The 19,962-nt window shown below is 32.4% G+C and carries 11 protein-coding genes; 8 read left to right on the plus strand and 3 right to left on the minus strand.

From position 1 onward, the window contains the following. The first annotated feature begins 101 nt into the window (after positions 1-101). The 8 genes from ACM55F_RS03400 (at position 102) to ACM55F_RS03435 (ending at position 7,830) form a co-directional block, all read left to right on the plus strand. Positions 102-695, plus strand: a complete 594-nt coding sequence (locus ACM55F_RS03400; RefSeq protein ID WP_416852297.1) for a TetR/AcrR family transcriptional regulator — start codon at positions 102-104, stop codon at positions 693-695. After that, complete coding sequence (locus tag ACM55F_RS03405) at positions 692-1,942, plus strand: TolC family protein (RefSeq protein WP_416852298.1); 1,251 nt, start codon at positions 692-694, stop codon at positions 1,940-1,942. Before ACM55F_RS03400 ends, ACM55F_RS03405 begins: the two co-directional genes overlap by 4 nt. A gap of 93 nt (positions 1,943-2,035) precedes the next feature. After that, entirely contained in the window at positions 2,036-2,911 is an 876-nt protein-coding gene (locus ACM55F_RS03410; protein ID WP_416852299.1) for an HlyD family secretion protein, read from the plus strand. 7 nt (positions 2,912-2,918) lie between these two features. Further along, entirely contained in the window at positions 2,919-3,815 is an 897-nt protein-coding gene (locus tag ACM55F_RS03415; RefSeq protein ID WP_416852300.1) for an ABC transporter ATP-binding protein, read from the plus strand. 139 nt (positions 3,816-3,954) lie between these two features. Then, complete coding sequence (locus ACM55F_RS03420; protein WP_416852301.1) at positions 3,955-4,689, plus strand: ABC transporter ATP-binding protein; 735 nt, start codon at positions 3,955-3,957, stop codon at positions 4,687-4,689. An 18-nt stretch (positions 4,690-4,707) separates the two neighbouring features. After that, positions 4,708-5,814: an ABC transporter permease gene (locus tag ACM55F_RS03425; protein ID WP_416852302.1), complete on the plus strand. Its 1,107-nt coding sequence runs from the start codon at positions 4,708-4,710 to the stop codon at positions 5,812-5,814. Positions 5,815-5,943: 129 nt separating this feature from the next. Then, on the plus strand, positions 5,944-7,068 hold the full coding sequence (locus tag ACM55F_RS03430) for an ABC transporter permease (RefSeq protein WP_416852303.1): 1,125 nt from the start codon (positions 5,944-5,946) through the stop codon (positions 7,066-7,068). 12 nt (positions 7,069-7,080) lie between these two features. Beyond that, positions 7,081-7,830 carry an LOG family protein gene (locus ACM55F_RS03435; RefSeq protein WP_416852304.1) on the plus strand — a complete coding sequence of 250 codons (750 nt, stop codon included), beginning with the start codon at positions 7,081-7,083 and terminating at the stop codon, positions 7,828-7,830. 59 nt (positions 7,831-7,889) lie between these two features. Here ACM55F_RS03435 and ACM55F_RS03440 read toward each other — a convergent pair whose 3' ends face one another. The 3 genes from ACM55F_RS03440 to ACM55F_RS03450 all read right to left on the minus strand — a co-directional run bounded on the left by ACM55F_RS03440 (position 7,890) and on the right by ACM55F_RS03450 (position 19,543). Beyond that, a complete protein-coding gene (locus ACM55F_RS03440; protein WP_416852305.1) occupies positions 7,890-10,028 on the minus strand; it encodes a PAS domain-containing hybrid sensor histidine kinase/response regulator in 2,139 nt (712 codons plus the stop codon). An 89-nt stretch (positions 10,029-10,117) separates the two neighbouring features. Further along, a complete protein-coding gene (locus ACM55F_RS03445) occupies positions 10,118-13,522 on the minus strand; it encodes a chemotaxis protein CheB (protein WP_416852306.1) in 3,405 nt (1,134 codons plus the stop codon). Between the two features lie 363 nt (positions 13,523-13,885). Then, positions 13,886-19,543 (minus strand): PAS domain S-box protein, encoded by a 5,658-nt coding sequence (locus tag ACM55F_RS03450; protein WP_416852307.1) that lies wholly within the window; start codon positions 19,541-19,543, stop codon positions 13,886-13,888. Positions 19,544-19,962: the final 419 nt, after the last annotated feature.

A 19,962-nucleotide genomic window follows, 5' to 3' on the forward strand; every position in this document is an offset into this window, starting at 1 on the left:
CCTGTTTGTAAAATGAAAAAATATTTAAGTATTTCATCTTGAGATACTTTTTTTTTAATATCTTTATTAACCAAATGGTTAAACCATATAGTTAAATCACCATGACAACTGAAGAAAAAATATTCAATGCCGCCAGGATCGTGTTCCAGAAAAAAGGATTTTCGGGTGCACGAATGCAGGAAATAGCCGATGAAGCCGGAATTAATAAAGCCATGTTGCACTATTGTTTCAAAAACAAGCAATTGCTTTTTAAAGCGGTTTTCATGAATGCTTTTGGACAATTAGCACCTCAAATCAATACTATTTTTAATTCTGATGAAACGATTTTTAATAAAATAAGAAAGTTTACTTACAGCTATATTTCGTTTGTTATTGACAATCCCTATCTGCCTCAATTTGTTATCCAGGAAATGAATAATAATCCGGAGTTTGTGATGTCTTTTTTAAATCATGAAAACAGACCCAACCCTACTCTGCTGATTTCTCAAATCGAAAAAGAGATTACAGCAGGAATCATAAAACCAATTAATCCAAAACAACTATTATTGGATATTTTTTCGATGACCGTTTTTCCATTTGCAGCACAAATGATGGTGAAAGGAATCATACAAATATCCGATTCAGAGTTTAATCAGCTGATGGAAGAACGAAAAACCAGCATTGCGGAACAAATTATTAATTCGATAAAAAGATGAAACGAATACTAATCACCCTTTTTTCATTAGTCGTTTTTTATACGAATGCGCAACAAATAGTTTCGCTAGAGGATTGTTACGCTTTGGCAAACAAAAACTATCCATTGTACAAACAGACTGAAATGCTGCAACAAAAATCAGTATATGAAATTGATGCGCTCCATAAAGGGAAACTACCCAAAATTGACCTGAATGCGCAAGCAACTTATCAATCAGATGTGACAGGATTGCCAATTACGATGCCCAACATAACTCCGTTAAATAAAGACCAATATCGAGCAACATTAGATGTGAACCAATTGCTTTATAATGGCGGAATGATTGATACCAATACCAAACTCAAAGTTGCACAAACCAAAACGCAACAGCAACAAGTTGAAGTCAATTTGTACCAAATTAAAAATAAAATCAATCAGCTGTATTTTTCTGTTTTGTTACTGCAGGAACGAAAAGCTATTTTGATTTCGAAACAGGAACAACTGATCTCCAAAATCAAGGAAGTGAAAACGGGAGTGAAATTTGGCGCTATTCTTCCCGCTTCGGAGCAAGTTCTAGAAGCCGAAAATTTAAAAATACGACAACAACTCATCGAAATTCAATTTGACAAAAAAAGAATGCTGGACAATTTATCTACTCTAATTTTTTCGCCATTAGATGAAAATAGCACTTTGCAAAAACCAAATATTGCTACTGATTTCACAAAAGATACTAATCGTCCAGAATTGAAATTATTCGATTTGCAAAACGAACAGATTGAAATTTCAAAAGAGGTAATCTCAAAAAATAACGTACCAAAAGTAAATGCATTTGGTCAGGCTGGCTACGGAAATCCGGGTTTAAATATGTTAGATAATTCGTTTCAAACCTTTTATATGGTGGGGTTAAAAGCCAATTGGAATGTGTTTGACTGGAACAAATCGAAAATCGAAAAACAAGCACTTTCCATTTCAGAAAACATTATAACAACCGAAAAAGAAACTTTTTTACTGAACAACAATTTGCAAGTTCAGGAAATGGAAAACGAAATAAAAAAATCGGAAGAAATTATTAAAACTGATTCTGAAATTATCAGTTTACGGGAATATGTGGTAAAATCATCGGATGCTCAATTACGAAACGGTGTCATCACATCATCAGAATACTTGATAGAACTGACCAATTTATACGAGGCAAAAAAAAATCAAAAATTACATGAAATTCAGTTGGCTTTGGCCAAAGCAAATTATCAGGTTAATAAAGGCTATTAACTTGAAAATTCTATTTTTTAAGCAAATTATCAGATTAATAAAGGATACTAACTTGAAAATGAGATGATTTCAAAAAATAATAAAATTAAAAAAATGAAAACAATATTTACATTCTTAATTCTTACCAGTCTAATTTCTTGTACTAAAAACAATGAAAAAGCGGATGGCTACGGAAATTTTGAAGCAATCGAAGTTACGATTTCGGCGGAAGCCAATGGAAAAATCGACTTTTTAAAATTGGAAGAAGGCGATGTTCTCGAACCCAATACTCAAGTGGGATTGATTGACACAACCCAATTGTATTTCAATAAACAGCAATTGATTGCTTCCAAAAGCACGATTTTTTCAAAATCAAAAAACGTTTTATCCCAAACCAATGTATTGAGAGAACAGCTAAAAACCACTTTAATTGAACAAAAAAGAATTCAAAATATGTTTGCCGAAAATGCAGCTACCAAACGTCAGGTGGATGAAATTATCGGGAGAGTAAATGTGCTGAATGAGCAGATAAAAAGTGTTGGAACCCAAAATGCACCTATCGTTAACGAAGTGCAATCGATTGATGTTCAAATCGAAAAAATCAACGACCAAATTCAGAAAAGCAAAATTATCAATCCAATAAAAGGAACCGTTTTGGCCAAATATTCGGAACCAAATGAAGTCACCTCTTTTGGAAAACCGCTGTATAAAATTGCCGATATTTCCGAAATGACTTTGCGCGTTTATATAAGTGAAACCCAATTGGCTCAAATAAAAGTCGGACAAAATGTTACTGTAAAAATAGACTCCCAAAAAGACATGAAATCCTATCCGGGAACTATATCTTGGATTGCTTCATCGGCAGAGTTTACACCAAAAATAATCCAAACCAAAGAGGAACGCGCCAATTTAGTTTATGCAGTGAAAGTAAAAGTTAAAAATGACGGCAGTTTAAAAATAGGAATGCCTGCCGAAATGTGGATTAAATAAATAACTGATGAGTATAATTGTTCAAAATATATCCAAATCCTACAACAACATCAAAGCGGTTGAGGACATTTCTTTTGAAGTAAAAGAAGGGGAATTATTTGGACTAATTGGGCCTGACGGCGCAGGAAAAACGACTATTTTCAGGATTCTCACAACGCTTTTGCTAGCCAATGAAGGTTCAGCAACTGTAGCAGGTTTTGATGTTTTGAAAGACTATAAATCCATTCGGAATTCTGTGGGTTATATGCCCGGAAAGTTTTCACTTTACCAAGATTTAACCGTGGAAGAGAATTTGACCTTTTTTGCTACTATTTTTGGAACAACGATTGAAGAAAATTACGATTTAATCAAGGATATTTATATTCAGATTGAACCATTCAAAAAAAGAAGAGCAGGTGCACTTTCCGGGGGAATGAAACAGAAATTAGCTTTGTGTTGCGCTTTAATCCACAAACCAAAAGTGCTTTTTCTGGATGAACCCACCACGGGAGTTGATCCCGTTTCCCGAAAAGAATTTTGGGAAATGCTCAAGCGATTGCAACAAAAAGGAATCACAATTCTGGTTTCTACACCGTATATGGACGAAGCCGCTATGTGTGACAGAATCGCGCTAATCCAAAAAGGGAAAATCCTAAAAATAGACAGTCCGGAAAACATCATCAGCAACTATGATAAAACTATTTATGATATTCGAGCCAAAAACACCTATCAACTCATTCAGGATTTAAAGTATTATCCCAGTCAATACAGCGTTTTTGCCTTTGGAGAATACGTTCATTATATCGATAAAAAAGAAGATTTTAATAGCACAGAATTGCTGAATTATCTTCAAAGTAAAAATCATACTGAAATAGAAATTCACATTTCAAATCCTACAATCGAAGATGTTTTTATGGATTTATAAATAGTCGGATTTGACGAGTATTTACTGAGTTTGATTTTCTGTAAAGCGAACAAAACCTTGCAGGTCTAGATAAAATATTTTATAATTAATTGCAAAAAATTAAATCCTTTGGGACTTAGCGCCTTTGTGGCAAATGCATATGAATCAGGAAAAAATCATAACCGTAAAAAATCTGACCAAAGCGTTTGGCAATTTCACCGCGGTCAATACTATTTCATTTGACGTAAATAAAGGGGAAATTTTCGGTTTTCTTGGTGCCAATGGAGCTGGAAAAACAACCGCCATGAAAATGCTTATCGGGATTTCAAAACCGACTTCCGGCGAAGCAGTAGTTGCTGGCTTTGATGTAAAAACGCAGTCCGAAATGGTGAAGAAAAGTATTGGCTACATGAGTCAAAAATTCTCGATGTACGACGATTTGACCATTAAGGAAAATATTACTTTTTTTGGAGGAATTTATGGCTTAAGCCGAATTCAAATTAAAGAAAAGACAGCAAAATTAATTCACGAATTAGGACTTGAGGAAGTAGCTGACAAACTGGTCAGCGCACTGCCACTGGGTTGGAAACAGAAATTATCTTTTTCGGTTGCTTTATTACACGAACCTAAAATTGTATTTCTGGATGAGCCAACTGGCGGTGTAGATCCCATAACTCGAAGACAATTCTGGGAAATGATTTATGCCGAAGCCCACAAAGGAACTACCATTTTTGTAACCACACACTATATGGACGAAGCCGAATATTGCGATCGCGTTTCCATCATGGTCGAAGGAGTCATCGAAGCTTTGGATTCTCCAAAAAACTTAAAAAAACAGTATAATGTGACCTCTATGAATGACGTATTTCTAAAATTAGCGAGGAATGTGGAATAAAAAACTAAAAACTTTAAAATGAAAAGATTCATCGGTTTTGTCACAAAAGAATTTTATCACATATTTCGTGATAAACGCTCCATGTTTATCCTTTTCGGAATGCCAATTGCCCAAATTATGTTATTTGGATTTGCCATTACAAACGAAATCAACAATGTAAATATTGCTATTTTAGACCAATCAAAAGACAGTGAAACCCAAAAAATAATCAACAAAATTAATGCTTCTCAGTACTTTAATATCGAGAAGGAAATTAGTAGTGAAAGCCAAATAGAATCCGTTTTCAAAAAAGGAAAAGTAAAAGCAGTTCTCGTTTTTGAAAACCATTTTATAAAAAATCTACAAACCAAAAAACAAGCTAAAGTTCAGGTAATAACGGATGCAACTGATCCCAATATTGCCAATACAATTACAAATTACGTCAATGCTATTTTGCAAAATCACACCCAAGAAATCAATAAAGACAACCCGTCCAGTTACCAAATACAAACGCAGACCCAATTGTATTACAATCCAGAATTAAAAAGTGTATTCAATTTTGTTCCTGGCGTCATGACCATCATTTTAATGCTCGTTTCCGCCATGATGACCTCGATATCCATTACCCGGGAAAAAGAACTCGGTACCATGGAAGTCCTTTTGGTTTCACCGTTAAAACCCTTTCAGGTGATTATTGGCAAAGTATTTCCGTACATTTTCCTATCGATTATCAATGCCACAATAATAGTACTTTTAGGCTTTTTTGTATTCAAAATGCCTATTGAAGGAAGCTTGTTTTTATTGGCTTTCGAAAGTATACTGTTTATCATTTCGGCACTTTCGTTAGGAATATTGATTTCCACCATTTCTAATTCACAGCAAACCGCCATGATGATTTCCTTGATGGGATTGATGCTTCCCGTCATTATCCTTTCAGGATTTATTTTCCCTATTTCCAGTATGCCCATGCCGATGCAAATCATCAGTAATATCATTCCTGCGAAATGGTTCATCATCATCATCAAAGCCATCATGCTCAAAGGTGCATCGATTGCCGTGATTTGGAAAGAAACCTTCATTTTACTGGGAATGACCGTGTTTTTCATCGTATTAAGTATCAGAAAATATAAAATCAGGTTAGAATGACAGTTTCAATGGCAATATCAATGGCAATGAAAAAAATAAAAAATCCGTGTCAATCCGTTTAATCTGTGGCTAATAAAAAAACTTTGTGACTTTGTGCCTTCGTGGCAAAAAAAATGTGGCTAATTTAATATGAAAACAATACTATTTATCATCCAAAAGGAGTTCAGACAAATCTTTAGAAACAAAGGAATGCTTCCCATTATATTTGTTTTACCCTTACTTCAATTATTGATATTGTCAAACGCGGCTAGTTTTGAAGTAAAAAACATTCAGTTATCCTATGTTGACAACGACCATTCGGCTGCTTCACGAGAATTAATTTCTAAGTTTCAAGCCTCCAATTATTTTAAAGTAGTCCAAAGCTTTGCTTCAAAAACCGAAGCTAATCTGCAAATGAAAAAAGGAAAAGTAGATATCATTCTCGAAATCCCAAACCATTTTGAACGCAACCTCATCAAAGAAAAAAAATCAAGTGTATCTGTAAGTATCAATGCTATTGATGGTGCCGCTGCCGGAATTGAAAATGTTTATATTACCCAGATCATAACGGCTTTCAATCAAAATATACAAACTAAACTGTTTCAATATAACGATGCCACTTTTGTACAACCTCAAAATATTGTTACAATACCATCTTTTTGGTACAACAACACCTTGAATTATAAAACCTTTATGGTTCCGGGAATTTTGGTTCTTTTGGTAACAATGCTTACCTTATTTCTGTCGTCGATGAATATTGTCCGGGAAAAAGAAATGGGAACCTTGGAACAAATTAACGTTACTCCTATAAAAAAATACCAGTTCATTATTGGGAAATTATTTCCTTTTTGGGTATTGGGATTAGTGATTTTAACAGTAGGATTAACTATCGCTAAGGTCGTTTTCAATGTTCCCATTTTAGGTAATATTGGATTGATATATTTGTTCACATCGGTATATCTATTCGTTATTCTGGGTATTGGATTATTCATATCAAACCATACTGAAACCCAACAGCAAGCCATGTTCATTGCTTGGTTTTTTACGGTAATTTTCATCTTAATGAGCGGTTTATTTACACCTATAGAAAGTATGCCGCAATGGGCTCAAAATATAACTTTGTTTAACCCTATTCGGTATTTTGTAGAAATTATTAGAATGGTAATGCTTAAAGGCGCTACTTTTTCAGATATTTCGTTTCAATTTTTTGTCATTATTCTTTATGCCATTATTTTAAATGGTTTAGCTGTTTGGAGTTATAAAAAAGTTAATTAACTTTATGTCATTATGAAAAAATTTCCTCAATACTACAGGCTTTCAAAATCCGAATCTTTGTTTGTAAGGGAACCATTATCAAGATTTAAAAACTTAGTTTTCCTATTTAAAGTCCTTTATAACTTCATTAATGCATTTCGTAAAATGCATTTTATAGGTCCTTGCGTAACAGTCTTTGGTTCTGCCCGCTTTGGCCCGGAAACAATTCATTATCAAGATGCGGTAAAAATTGGAGCAAAGTTAGCCAAACTAGGGTTTGCAGTAATGACTGGCGGAGGTCCCGGAATAATGGAAGCAGCAAACAAAGGAGCTTATGAAGCTGGTGGCTATTCTGTAGGTTGTAATATTGTCCTTACTGTAGAACAAAAACCAAATCCTTATTTACACAAATGGATTTACATCCCCTACTTTTTTGTACGGAAAGTAATTCTAATAAAATACTCTTATGCGTTTGTTGTTATGCCAGGAGGAATTGGCACTTTAGATGAATTATTTGAAGCCCTAACGTTAATTCAAAATAAAATAATAAATAATTTTCCGATAGTAATTTTTGATAAAAAATATCACGAAGAGCTAATTCATCATATCCAAGTGATGTCAGAAAATGAAAGTATCAGTCCCGAAGATATGAAACTTTTATTTGTTACTGATTCGGTAGATGAATTAATAACGCACATAAAAAAACATGCAATTAAAAAATTTGGTTTAAAAAAGCAACCCTATAAAGCCAAATGGTGGTTTGGAGAAAAAAGAAAAAGATGAAAATAACTCATAGCTGAATTTATTTTCATCTTCTTTTGGTTTCGATAATAAATTTAAAATTATTTATCCAACCATTTATGCAGAATTAATTCTAGATTTGATTTAACAATGGGCTTAGCAATATAATCATTCATACCTGATTCAAAACATTTTTCTTTTTCTCCTATCATCATTCCCGCAGTTAAGGCAATAATAGGAATGTTTTTAGCTTTTTGTAATTTTCTGATTTCGGCTGTTGTTTCATATCCATTTTTTACTGGCATTTGTATATCCATTAAAATGAGATCCAGCTGCTCTTTTTTACACAGTTTTATTGCTCCAATTCCGTCAGAACTTTCTAATATTATACAATTAGGAATTATTGCTTTAAGAAGTGTTTTTATCAAAAGCATATTAATTTTATTATCCTCAACAATTAATATTTTGATGGAATTCAAAATTTCAGCAGGTTTGCAACTATTTTCCTCTTTTAAATTGCTCCGGCTTGCCTCTATTAAATGTTTTGATTTTTTAAGCTCAATGGTGAAGAAAAAATCACTTCCGTGTCCATAATCACTAACTAACTCTAATTTACTGTTCATCAGACTTAAAAGTTGATTTGAAATTGCTAATCCCAAACCAGTTCCCCCAAATAAACGTGTTATAGAATTATCTTCTTGAACAAAAGACTGGAATATTTTCTCTTGATTTTGTAATCTTATACCAATACCTGTATCTTTTACTGAAAAATGTAAGATCGCTGTATGCACTCCTGGGTTAGATTTATTATAAATATCCAATATAATTTTACCTGATTTTGTAAATTTTAATGCATTCCCAATTAAATTTACTAAAATCTGTTTCAATCGTATGGAGTCTCCAAAGACATAATGTGGTACATTTTCATCAATATTTAAAACTAAATCAATACTTTTTAAAGCAGCCTGATACTTAAAAAGATCAATTACTTGATGCGCAAGTTCATAGAGATTTAATTCTTCAATATTTAATTCTAATTTCCCTGATTCTATTTTTGAAAAATCCAAAATATTATTTACAATTTCAGCTAAAATTGTTGCCGATTCATTTACGGTATTCATATATTCCAACTGATTTTTATCAAGATTTGATTTCATCAACAAATCCGTAAAACCAATTATTCCATTTAATGGAGTTCTGATTTCGTGGCTCATATTCATGAGGAAATTTGATTTTGCTCTATTAGCGGCTTCAGCTTGATCTTTTGCTTTTGTCAATTCTATTTCCAAAATTTTCATTTCCGTAATCTCAATAAAACTGGTAACCACTTCCGTTATTTCACCGTGATAATCAAAAACGGGAAATCCATTTAATAAAAGCCATATCGTTCTAGTATTATCAGGTCTTTTGATTCCCATGATAAAATTTTTGATTGGTTGTTTCTGGCTGATAATTTGGTTTACAGGATAATTTTCAATTGGTAAAGCTTCATAATTTTCATTTACAAATCTCCATACCGGATTAATTGCTACTTTGCCCTTCATTTGATTGGTACTCAAACCAATCAATTCTGATGCTTTAGGATTAGATAAAATAATAGAAGTATCTGGAGCATGAACAATAATACCAACATCAATATTATTTAACAATCTACGGTATCTCTCCTCACTTTCGCTAAGTGCTGTTTCAGCCAATTTGAGTGATGTGATATCCACAACTGTAACAAGTGTATGTTCCCTGTCATCAGCGACAATTCCGGTGAGATAAACATGCGTTTTACAATTATTATCAAACAACAAGTCAACTTCACAGTATTCTTTGATATTACTATTAAAAACCGTCTCTAAAAAATGGTTGAAGATTGGCTTTGTATCATTGCAAACAAAAAAACCAAACTGACTGTTTATCAATCGAGACCTCTCTTTGCCTAACATTTGGGATCCTGTCAAATTAAGTGCTGTAACTTTTCCTGTCTTTGTAAGTGTAAAATAGCCAGATGGGGCAAAATCATATAAATCCGCATACTTTTCAGTAGCAATTTCTGCATTTTCTTTTGCAACAATAAGTTCTTCATTTTGCATTTCAAGTTCGATTTGATGAACTTCAAATTCATGAATAAGTTTCAGCGTATCGGCTTCAGAAAGATTAGAATCTAACTTTAAGAGCTTATTTTTTTGTAATTCCTCCGCTTTTTCCCGAAGAATCACCATGGCTTCTGATTTATTTTTAGTTTTTTTCATAATTTCCGCCTATGTTAAATATTGTCTTTTTTAAAAGAAATGATTGGGGAATTATATCTGCTCTGTTCTAATTTGAATTACTTATTTAATTAGCGATTCGGGATTTCATGGATAAAGCATTGAATCACTTTATGGTTTCCTATAAAATACATTGTACTGGTAAACTCAATGTTTATTTTTTTCGCATCAGCTGTTTCAATTTCGATATGCTGAAAATGAACAAATTCTTTTTGATTTAACTCTTCAAACTTTTCCATATTTGGAATAATATTTTTAAAGAAAATAATTTTCCAAATTTCTTTACCTATAAAATTTTCTTTGGTGAGGCCTAATAAATCTATCAAAAATGGATTTAAGGCAGTTATTATTCCTGTTTTGGGATCCAGAAATAAAACTCCATCCTTGACCGATTTAAAAAGATGATTATAACGTGTTTCTGAAAAGACTAATGCATCTTGAGCCTCTACGCGATCAGAAATATCACGAATAATACATTGTACCACCTTTTTATCATTTACTAAATATACATTACTTACAAACTCTACATTTATTTTTCTTCCATTTGCCGTTTCAAGTGGTAAATTTTCATATCGAACAAATTCCTTTTTTTGTAGTTCTAAAAATTTATCTTTATTGGCAACTATATCTTTCAAAGAACCAATTTCCCAAATAGATTTTTCAATAAATTGATCATGTGAATAGCCCAACATTTCAACCAAATAGGGATTAACATCCATTATCATCCCTGTTTCGGAATTCAGAATCAGAATTCCATCCTTTGCTGATTCAAAGAGACGACGGTATCGATTCTCCATTTTAAGGGACTCTTCTGCCTGTTTTGCTGCTGTAATATCAGTAAAAGTAATCACAATTCCATCAATACGGTCATCCAGAGTACGATAGGGCATTATTCTAACAAAGTAATACCTGCCATCATTTGTCTCCACTTCCTTTTGAATAGGCGTGAGTGTTTTAATAACTTCAAGCGCATTACTTTCCATTTCAGGATATTTCAAATCACAAACTAAATCGGTAAAAGGTCTTCCTGTATCAGCTGCCCTTAATTTAAATATTTTTGTTACCGGATCTGTAAATCTGCGAATATTTAATCCCTTATCCAAAAAAAGAGTAGCTATTTCAGTGCTATTGAGCAGGTTTTTCATGTCGTTGTTTGCCTGTTCAAAATCAACTAACTTACTTTGAAGTTCTGCATTAACCGTTTGCAATTCTTCATTTAGACTTTGTAACTCTTCTTTGGAAGTAGTCAATTCTTCGTTACTGGACTGCAGTTCCTCATTAGTTGATTGTAGCTCTTCATTAGTCGATTTCAGTTCCTCTTGGGAGGTTTGCATCTCTTCCCGAGTACTGTTCAAATCTTCATTACAACGAATCAGTTCAGCTTCTAGTTCTTTTTGTTTTCTGGAAACACTTTGTTTTTTTTGTTTTAATGTGTTTTCATCCGATTCTTCACTTTCTGGCACATCAGTGAATACCAGCATAATCATCCCTTTTAAAGCATCTGGACTTTCGATTTGTTGGAGAGTTAAATTTACAAAATATTTACTCCCGTTTTCAACTAATTTTACATTTTCAATTTTTACAGGTTCAAAGCTTTGCAATGCTTTACGGAAAGCAACAGGCAATTCATTTCTCAAACCTTCACGAGCCATTGCATGTATATTCCAGTTTGCTTTACCAGCTACTGGCTCTAGATATTTCCCAGTTCTTCCGGTAATATAAATAATGTCTCCTCTATTATTAACTAATATACTTGCAGGTGAAAAACGTTGAAGTAAAATTTGGTCGGCAAGGATTTGTATGTTTTCTACAACCTTAGTTTCTTTCATAATATCGGTAGTTAATCTTTTAATTTGGGAAAAAGAACTTGGAAAATTAGTAAATTCAGGAACAACTGATTTTGAAGTACGTTTAAAAATTTTTAATTTGGAATCAATTACTTCAAATCCTTTGATATTGCTTCCAACGGTTTCTGCAGTTCCCAATACCATTATCCCGCCTGGATTAAGACTATAATTAAATAGCATTATCAATTTATTTTGTAACTGTGGCTCCATATATATCAACATGTTTCGGCAAGTCAATAAGTCTAGCTTTGTAAATGGAGGGTCTTTTATAACGTTATGGGGGGCAAATACTATCATTTCGCGAATGGATGTATTTACACGATACCCCATTTTTTCAGTATAAAAATACTTACTGATTCGCTCTGGAGATATGTCTTTTATAATGTTAGATAAAAAAACTCCTTTTCTGGCTTTCTCTATCGCTACAAGATCTAAATCAGTGGCAAAAATCTGGAATTTAATATTTTTCTTTTTTCCGATTTTTTCCAAAGCTTCGTCAAAAACTATAGCCAAGGAATAGGCCTCTTCACCTGTTGAACAAGCTGGAACCCATGCTCTAACTGTATATTCATCCGGAAGATCTTTCAATAAATTGGGAATAATTTCCTCTTTGAGTTTTTCCCAAACGGCAGTATCTCTAAAAAAACTGGTAACACCAATTAATAATTCTTTGAAAAGTAATTCAACCTCTTTTGGATTTTCTTGTAAAAAACGGACGTAGGTTTGTATTTTATCTATTTGATGTATTGCTTTTCTCCTTTCAATACGTCGCATTAAAGTATTTTTTTTATACATCGAAAAATCATGCCCCGACTGTTCGCGAAGCAAGATTATAATTTTATCAATACTACTTTTACTTTTAACAAGTACTTCAGAATCCATGTTTATTTCAGGAAAATATTTGAGTAAAGCAACCAGTTTAGCCGGTAATTCCTCTGCGGGAGCTACAATATCAGCAATGACAGCTTCTATTGCATTGCGTGGCATACTATCAAATTTTGCAGAAGTGGGTTCTTGAACAAGTACAATCCCATTTCTTTCCTTAATGGATTTTAAGCCTAAACTGCCATCGGATCCCATTCCGGAAAGAATAATTCCTATACTTTTTTCCATTCGGTCTAACGCCAAAGATCTAAAAAAAATATCAACTGGTAAGCGTAAGCCACGGGATTCAACAGGATCAAATAAATGCAATCGTCCTTTTAAAATAGATAAACTTTTATTTGGCGGAATTACATATATGTGATTTGGTTTTACTTTAAGTGCGTCTGTAGCTTGTAGCACCATCATTTGTGTCATTCTTTGTAATAGCTCAGGCATGATTCCAATATGTGTAGGATCCAGATGTTGAACCACAACAAATGCCATACCGCTATTATTAGGCATATTTTTAAAAAATAATTCTAATGCCTCAAGTCCTCCCGCTGAAGCTCCAATACCAATAACTGGAAAATCATCATTATCAGTTCCAGACAAGATTGAATCTGTTTTCAAATCTAAAACTTTGTCTTCCCCCCGACTGATTTGATTTTTGTTTATCATCACGAAATTAGAATTTTCTATATCTTTTATTTTGTTGAATCGTATTTCTTCATGCACAATTACTTCTTTTATTTCAGCAATAATCATATGGCTAAATTAATACGTTATTGCGGGCTTAATTGCTTTTTACAAAACTAAAAGCCGTCAATATGCTCACTCTTTCGCAAATAAACAAGTGCTTTTTAACAATTGATGAGCTTTTTTCAAATAATAAACTTCAATTTAATACTGTGAAAAATAACTTATCTACATTAAATCCACCACTTTATTGTTGTTAATTAAACATCTAACTGATTTCATGGGTAATTAATGTTAAATTTAGTGAAAATAAACATTTTTTACAAATAAATTAAATTCAATACTCATCAAACAAACCGAATTATTATACTAGTCTAAAACAAAAAAAGTGTTTAATTTAATAAACACTTTTTTAAACTTTTAAAAATAAAATCAATTTCTATGCAACCATTTAAGCAACATTTTTTCTAAATCAGTCTGGATAATCGGCTTTGGTAAATAATCATTCATTCCTGCTTGAAAACATTTTTCTTTATCCCCAACCATTATTCCGGCAGTTATTGCTATTATTGGAACGTTTTCAGAATCTTTTAATTTCCTGATTTCGTCAGTTGCTTCATATCCATTTTTATTTGGCATTTGAATATCCATTAAAATGACATCTGGTTGTTCTTTTACATATTGTTCAATAGCCTCATTTCCATCCTTAGCTTCAAAAATAGTGCAATTAGACACTATTCTTTTCACTAGTGTTTTTGCTAAAAGCATATTAATTTTATTATCCTCAACTATTAAAATCTTTTTATTACTTAGCGTTTCTATAGGAATAATAGTATCCTCTTTAATCTCATTAGTAGGTACTAAAGCTATCTCTTTTTTATGATTTGACTTTCTAAATTTAATAACAAAGAAAAAATCACTTCCATCTCCGTATTTACTGATTAATTGCAATTTGCTATCCATTAGCGCTAAAAGCTGATTTGAAATAGCCAAACCTAATCCTGTACCCCCAAATTTTCGATTTGTAGAATTATCTTCTTGCACAAAAGAATTAAATATTTTTTCATTGTTGGCTGTTTTTATACCTACTCCAGTATCTTTTACAGAAAACTTAATAGTTGACCATTTTCTATCTACCGGAGATATTTCATTGATATCCAATCGTATTTCTCCAAAATTGGTGAACTTTATGGCATTACTCAATAGATTTACTAGTATTTGTTTTAATCTTACAGAATCGGCAAGAATATATTGTGGAACGTTTTTATCTATTTGAAGCGTTAAATCTATATTCTTTTGATTGGCTTGGTATTTGAATAAATCAATAACCTGATTTGTTAATTTAAATAGATTTATTCCCTCAATATCTAACTCTAATTTTCCAGATTCTATTTTAGAAAAATCCAAGACATCATTGACAATTTCCATTAATGACGTTGCTGATTCATTAACTGTAGCCATATATTCTGCCTGGTTTTTCTTAAGATCTGATTTCATCAATAAATGGGTAAAACCAATTATTCCATTCAATGGAGTTCTAATCTCATGACTCATATTCGCAAGAAAATCAGTCTTAGCCCTATTTGCAGCTTCGGCTTGTTCTTTCGCTTTTATCAGTTCCATTTCCATCACCTTTTGTTCGGTAATGTCAATGAAACTAATTACCATTTCAAATATTTCACCGTTGGAATCAATTTCAGGAAAGCCATTAACTAAAAGCCAAACGACATCACTCGTTTCCGGTCGATTAACACCAACTGTAATATTTTTTACTGCTTGCTTACTGGATAATATTTGATTTACTGGATATTTTTCAATCGGCATTGCGGAATTGTCTTCATTCAAAAAATTCCAGGCTGGACTAATCGCCGTTGCCCCTTTCATTTGATTATCACTTAACCCCAGTAATTCCGATGCTTTTAGATTATTTACAATAATTGAAGTGTTCGATGCATGAACAACGATACCTGTATCAAGATTATTTAACAAACCGCGGTATCTTTCCTCACTTTTCAGCAGCGCATAGTCCGATTGTTTGGCACTTGTAATATCACGAGAAAGACAAATAAAGTGCATATCATGATCTACACTTTCCTGCATGGGTGCAATGGAGAGTTCAAACCAATGTAAACCACTCTGCAACTCTAATGAATATTGTCTTCCGGTGGAGAACCCATTTTCTAAAGCTTCCCGAATAGCGGATAGACACAAATTAGCAACATCGGGTGGTAATACTTCCGAAAATGTTTTACCTAGAAATACTTCCGGTGGCAACGCTAACAAATCATCCCGACGGGAATGGTAATTGTAAATTTTACCGATTATATCCACTTCAAACAGTAAATCCGGAATGGCTCCAAGTATAGCTTCTAGTTTTTTGTGCATTTTCTTGAAGTCATTCTCTGTTTTTTTACGTTTGCTTATATCTCTTACTATAGCTACAATGCGACGATCAATAAGCATTTTTGCAGAAATTTCAACCGGTATCAACGAATTGTCTTTATGCAGCATACAACGTTCTATCGATGTTTGTTCGCCATTCAGCAATTCATGAATCATGATGGGTCTGTTTTTCAGCTCATCAATTGTATATAAATCCGTTATATTTTTAGAACAAAGTTCCTCTTTGGTATACCCCAGCATGACGCAAGCGCTTTCATTTGCTTCGAGTAAATTCCCTGAAACATCATTAATAAAAATAGCATCTGAAGCTTGCTCTATAAGGCTTCTGTATTTTTCTTCGCTGTTGATTAATTGCTCCTTAATATTTTTTAATTCGGTGATTTCTGTTAATGCTCCATTCAAACGAATTGCCTTCCCAGATTCATCTCTAGAAATAAATCCTCTATCGTAAAATATACCATAACTCCCATCACTCTTTTGAAAACGAAACTCATCTGACCATAAATTTGTTGATCCTAAATAAGTATCCTCTAATTTTTCAACAACCCTTTCTCTGTCATCTGGATGAAGCTTTGATCTCCATATAACACTGTTATTAACCCCATTAGATTCACTGCTACCAAAACCTAAAAGGTCAATAAATGCTTTATTATTCCAACTTTCTCCAGTCAATAAATTCACTTCAAAAACGGCATCATTAGTCGCTGCAGATATCATTTCAAATCGTTCATTAGCAATCCTGATTTTTTCTTCTGATTTTTTAATTTCAGAAAGATCCAATCCCATTCCTAAAATGCATTCTTTCCCTTCGTATTCTATGGCAAGTGAATTAATATAATAAGGAATTTTATTTTTTGTTTTTGTATAAAATTCAATTTCAATTCCCGGCAATTTATTTTCAACTCGTTTTGATTTATTTTTAAATACAGTTTTTATTCTTATTCTAACTTTTTCCTTTTCCTCTTTATCAAAGAAATCAAGTGGACTCATTTGGGAAACCTCTTTTTTATTATAACCCGTTACATCTTCAAAATTTTTGTTCCATTTTAAAAATTTTCCGGATTTATCATAGAGATAAAAAATACCCGGTAGATTATTAATTACTATTTCTGAAAGTTGTTTTTCCTTTAAAATTAAATCTTCCGTAATTTTACGTTCTGTAATATCCGTAATTGTACCAATATAACCAATAATCTGGTTTTCTGAATTTTTCTCAGGTATTGCCTGTCCTATCACCCAGGCGATTGTACCATCAGGACGAACAAAACGATATTCTGATAATGAAATTTCTTTATTATAAGTTGCATTCTCCCATCCATTAAATAATGATTCTTTATCATCATTATGAACCGCTTTGAGCCAACCGTTACCTAAAGCTTCCACAAAAGACAAACCTGAAATTTGACACCAACGAGGATTAACATAGGTCGTATTACCAGATGCATCAGTTTGAAAAATTCCTACTGGAGATACTTCAGTCAGTAAATGATACCTTTGTTCACTTTCAAAGACTGACTGCTCCGCTTTTTTCCTTAAGTCCTCTTTTTCTAAAATTTCTAAAGCAAAAGCTACATCGCTGGTTGCCTCTTCCAATAATGCAATTTCCTCAGCATCAAAAAAGTTTTTTTCATCGGCATAAAAAGAAAAAGCGCCAATTACCTTTCCGAATTTTTTTATTGGCACCGCCATTGATGAAAAATAACCTCGTTCTAAAGCTTCTTTTATCCAAGGTTGCATCATGGAATCGTTTTCGATATCATTACAAATAACGGATCTTCCCTCTCTCATTGAAGTGCCACCTGGACCTCTTCCTTCCGGTATATCCTCAACTGATATTTTTTTAATTATAGATAGGTACCCACTATCTTCACCTGCTATCATTACAGGAATTAATTTTTTAGTATCTTCATCAATTGTACCAATCCACGCCATCCTAAACTTACCTATGTCTACAGCAATAGTACAAGCCTCTCTAAAAAGAGCCTCCTCATCAGTGGTATGAACAATCATTTGGTTTATCTGGCTAATAAATAAATAGAGTCGATTGGCTTTAATGAGCTTTTGTTCTGCTCTTATACTTTCGGTTATATCAGTTATAATTCCATGACAAATCACTGTTCTTTCTGGTTCAACCACCGGCAAAGAGTTCATTTCATGCCATACTAATCCTTTTTTTGGATGAAAATAACGGTATTTCCCTTTAAGAGGAATTAACTTTGTTTTGGTTGCCATAATGCTTTGCAATACAAAATCTAAATCCTCAGGATGAATTAAATCAAAAATTTTATTGGCATCATTCTTAATCTCTTTATAAGTAAAACCATAAATTTCATCAATAGCATTACTGGCATAAGGATAGCATAAAGAGCCATCTTTATTTTGACGCATCGAATAAATTAAACCTGGTGAAGTTGCCGCAATTTTAGCAAACTTATCTCTTTCTTCTTGTAATGATTCCGTTACTTTTTTACTCTCAGTACTATCTTTAACGAAACCCAAAAAACGATTTTCTGAGAGTTTTACAGCCTCAACTGACCACCATTTAACATAGCCCTCTTTATGAATTGCTTTAATTTCTTTTTTTGCTATTCCATTATCCAAAAGATTTCTAAATTCTTTGAAATAATCTTCAAGAGATTCTTGAGCTGACAAATCACCAAACTTCATTGTTAATAGTTCCTCTTTTGAGTAACCCGTCAATAGTGTCGCAGCATGGTTTACATCTAAGTAATTTCCTTGTTCATCCAAGACAAAAACTCCATCTGGTGCATTTTCTATATAATTCTTAAACTTAGCATTGCTTTCTTCTTCAATTACTTTTAGCTTATAATCAAGTTCTGCTTTTTCTTTGGCTTTAACAGCATCCTCAATTTGTTTTTTTAAACTAACATCCTGAGTATTCACCCTAATCGCATATACATTGCCAGTATCATCCAGTAGCGGAAAAACAGTTTCATTGACCCACTTTATTTTATTATTAAAAAAGATAGCACTTTGTTCAACTTCAAAAGGTATTTTATCAATAATTAATTGATCAATTCGTTTTTGAAAAAACGCTGCTTCCTCTTGAGAAAAATGATTTAAATATTCTTGGAATAAATCTTGATTGGCCTTTTTTTCAACTTCAAAAATAGCATACAATTCATCAGACCAAATTATTTTTTTAGTATTTAAATTGAATTCCCAAGCACCAATTTTTGCAATTTTTTGGGCATGATTCAATAGATTTTCACTTCTAATTAATTTTTCTTGGGTACTTCTTATCTCTGTGATATCCCTTCCAATTGCATAAATATTTTCCGCAGAAATACTGTTAGCAGTCCATTGAATGGTAACAAATTCACCATTCTTTTTTAGAAATCTATTCTCAAAATTCATTGCAGGGGTTCCCATAGAAAGGCTTTCAATCTCTTTTAAAGATCTTTCAAGATCATCAGGGTGCAAAAGATGGATAAAAGAATTATTAAATAATTCTTCTTTTGAATATCCTAGAATTTCAAAAAAAGCGGGATTAATTTCTTTAAAAAAAGCATCAATTCCAACAATACATACTAGATCGCTAGACTCTTCAATAAAAAATTTAAAACTGGCTAATGATTCTTCTTTCTTTAGTAATTGATTTATTTCTAATTCCTGCTCTTTTATTTTGTTGAGTAAATCGTCATATGTAGGTTTGGCTTTATTCATACTCTTTAAATTCAAATAAGTTTTAAATATAATAAATTATACCTAGAAACTAAACAGCTACAATATTAAAAACATTTGTAACCATAATATGATTCTATTGTGACAATAGTAACTGCCTAGGAATTAATTCAAATTTATCTTTGTAGTAGGATTCAGAAAAAATATTCGAAAATTACTGTCCATTAGTAAATTTTAAATAAAGTAAAAAATGTTTACTTATTAAAAATCCATATACCAATTTTTCTACTGTAATTTTTTAAGAGCTTTATTTTTTGACTTCAGGACTATTTGTGGTATGCATTTTGATTGTAATGTGAAATGAAAAAAGATTGAAATACTTTAACTTCAATAGTATGAAGCAAAAAAAACAAATTTATTCCATATAAAAATTGACAAAAAAATCATTGATTTACAAATAC

Origin of the sequence: Flavobacterium melibiosi (assembly GCF_048158545.1) — a bacterium.
Taxonomy (GTDB): Bacteria; Bacteroidota; Bacteroidia; order Flavobacteriales; family Flavobacteriaceae; genus Flavobacterium; species Flavobacterium melibiosi.

What these genes read in the sequence shown, in the direction of transcription:
- ACM55F_RS03400 (WP_416852297.1), top strand. Translation starts at nt 102, where the DNA reads ATGACAACTGAAGAAAAAATATTCAATGCCGCCAGGATCGTGTTCCAG.
- ACM55F_RS03405 (WP_416852298.1), top strand. Translation starts at nt 692, where the DNA reads ATGAAACGAATACTAATCACCCTTTTTTCATTAGTCGTTTTTTATACG.
- ACM55F_RS03410 (WP_416852299.1), top strand. Translation starts at nt 2,036, where the DNA reads ATGAAAACAATATTTACATTCTTAATTCTTACCAGTCTAATTTCTTGT.
- ACM55F_RS03415 (WP_416852300.1), top strand. Translation starts at nt 2,919, where the DNA reads ATGAGTATAATTGTTCAAAATATATCCAAATCCTACAACAACATCAAA.
- ACM55F_RS03420 (WP_416852301.1), top strand. Translation starts at nt 3,955, where the DNA reads ATGAATCAGGAAAAAATCATAACCGTAAAAAATCTGACCAAAGCGTTT.
- ACM55F_RS03425 (WP_416852302.1), top strand. Translation starts at nt 4,708, where the DNA reads ATGAAAAGATTCATCGGTTTTGTCACAAAAGAATTTTATCACATATTT.
- ACM55F_RS03430 (WP_416852303.1), top strand. Translation starts at nt 5,944, where the DNA reads ATGAAAACAATACTATTTATCATCCAAAAGGAGTTCAGACAAATCTTT.
- ACM55F_RS03435 (WP_416852304.1), top strand. Translation starts at nt 7,081, where the DNA reads ATGAAAAAATTTCCTCAATACTACAGGCTTTCAAAATCCGAATCTTTG.
- ACM55F_RS03440 (WP_416852305.1), bottom strand. Translation starts at nt 10,028, where the DNA reads ATGAAAAAAACTAAAAATAAATCAGAAGCCATGGTGATTCTTCGGGAA.
- ACM55F_RS03445 (WP_416852306.1), bottom strand. Translation starts at nt 13,522, where the DNA reads ATGATTATTGCTGAAATAAAAGAAGTAATTGTGCATGAAGAAATACGA.
- ACM55F_RS03450 (WP_416852307.1), bottom strand. Translation starts at nt 19,543, where the DNA reads ATGAATAAAGCCAAACCTACATATGACGATTTACTCAACAAAATAAAA.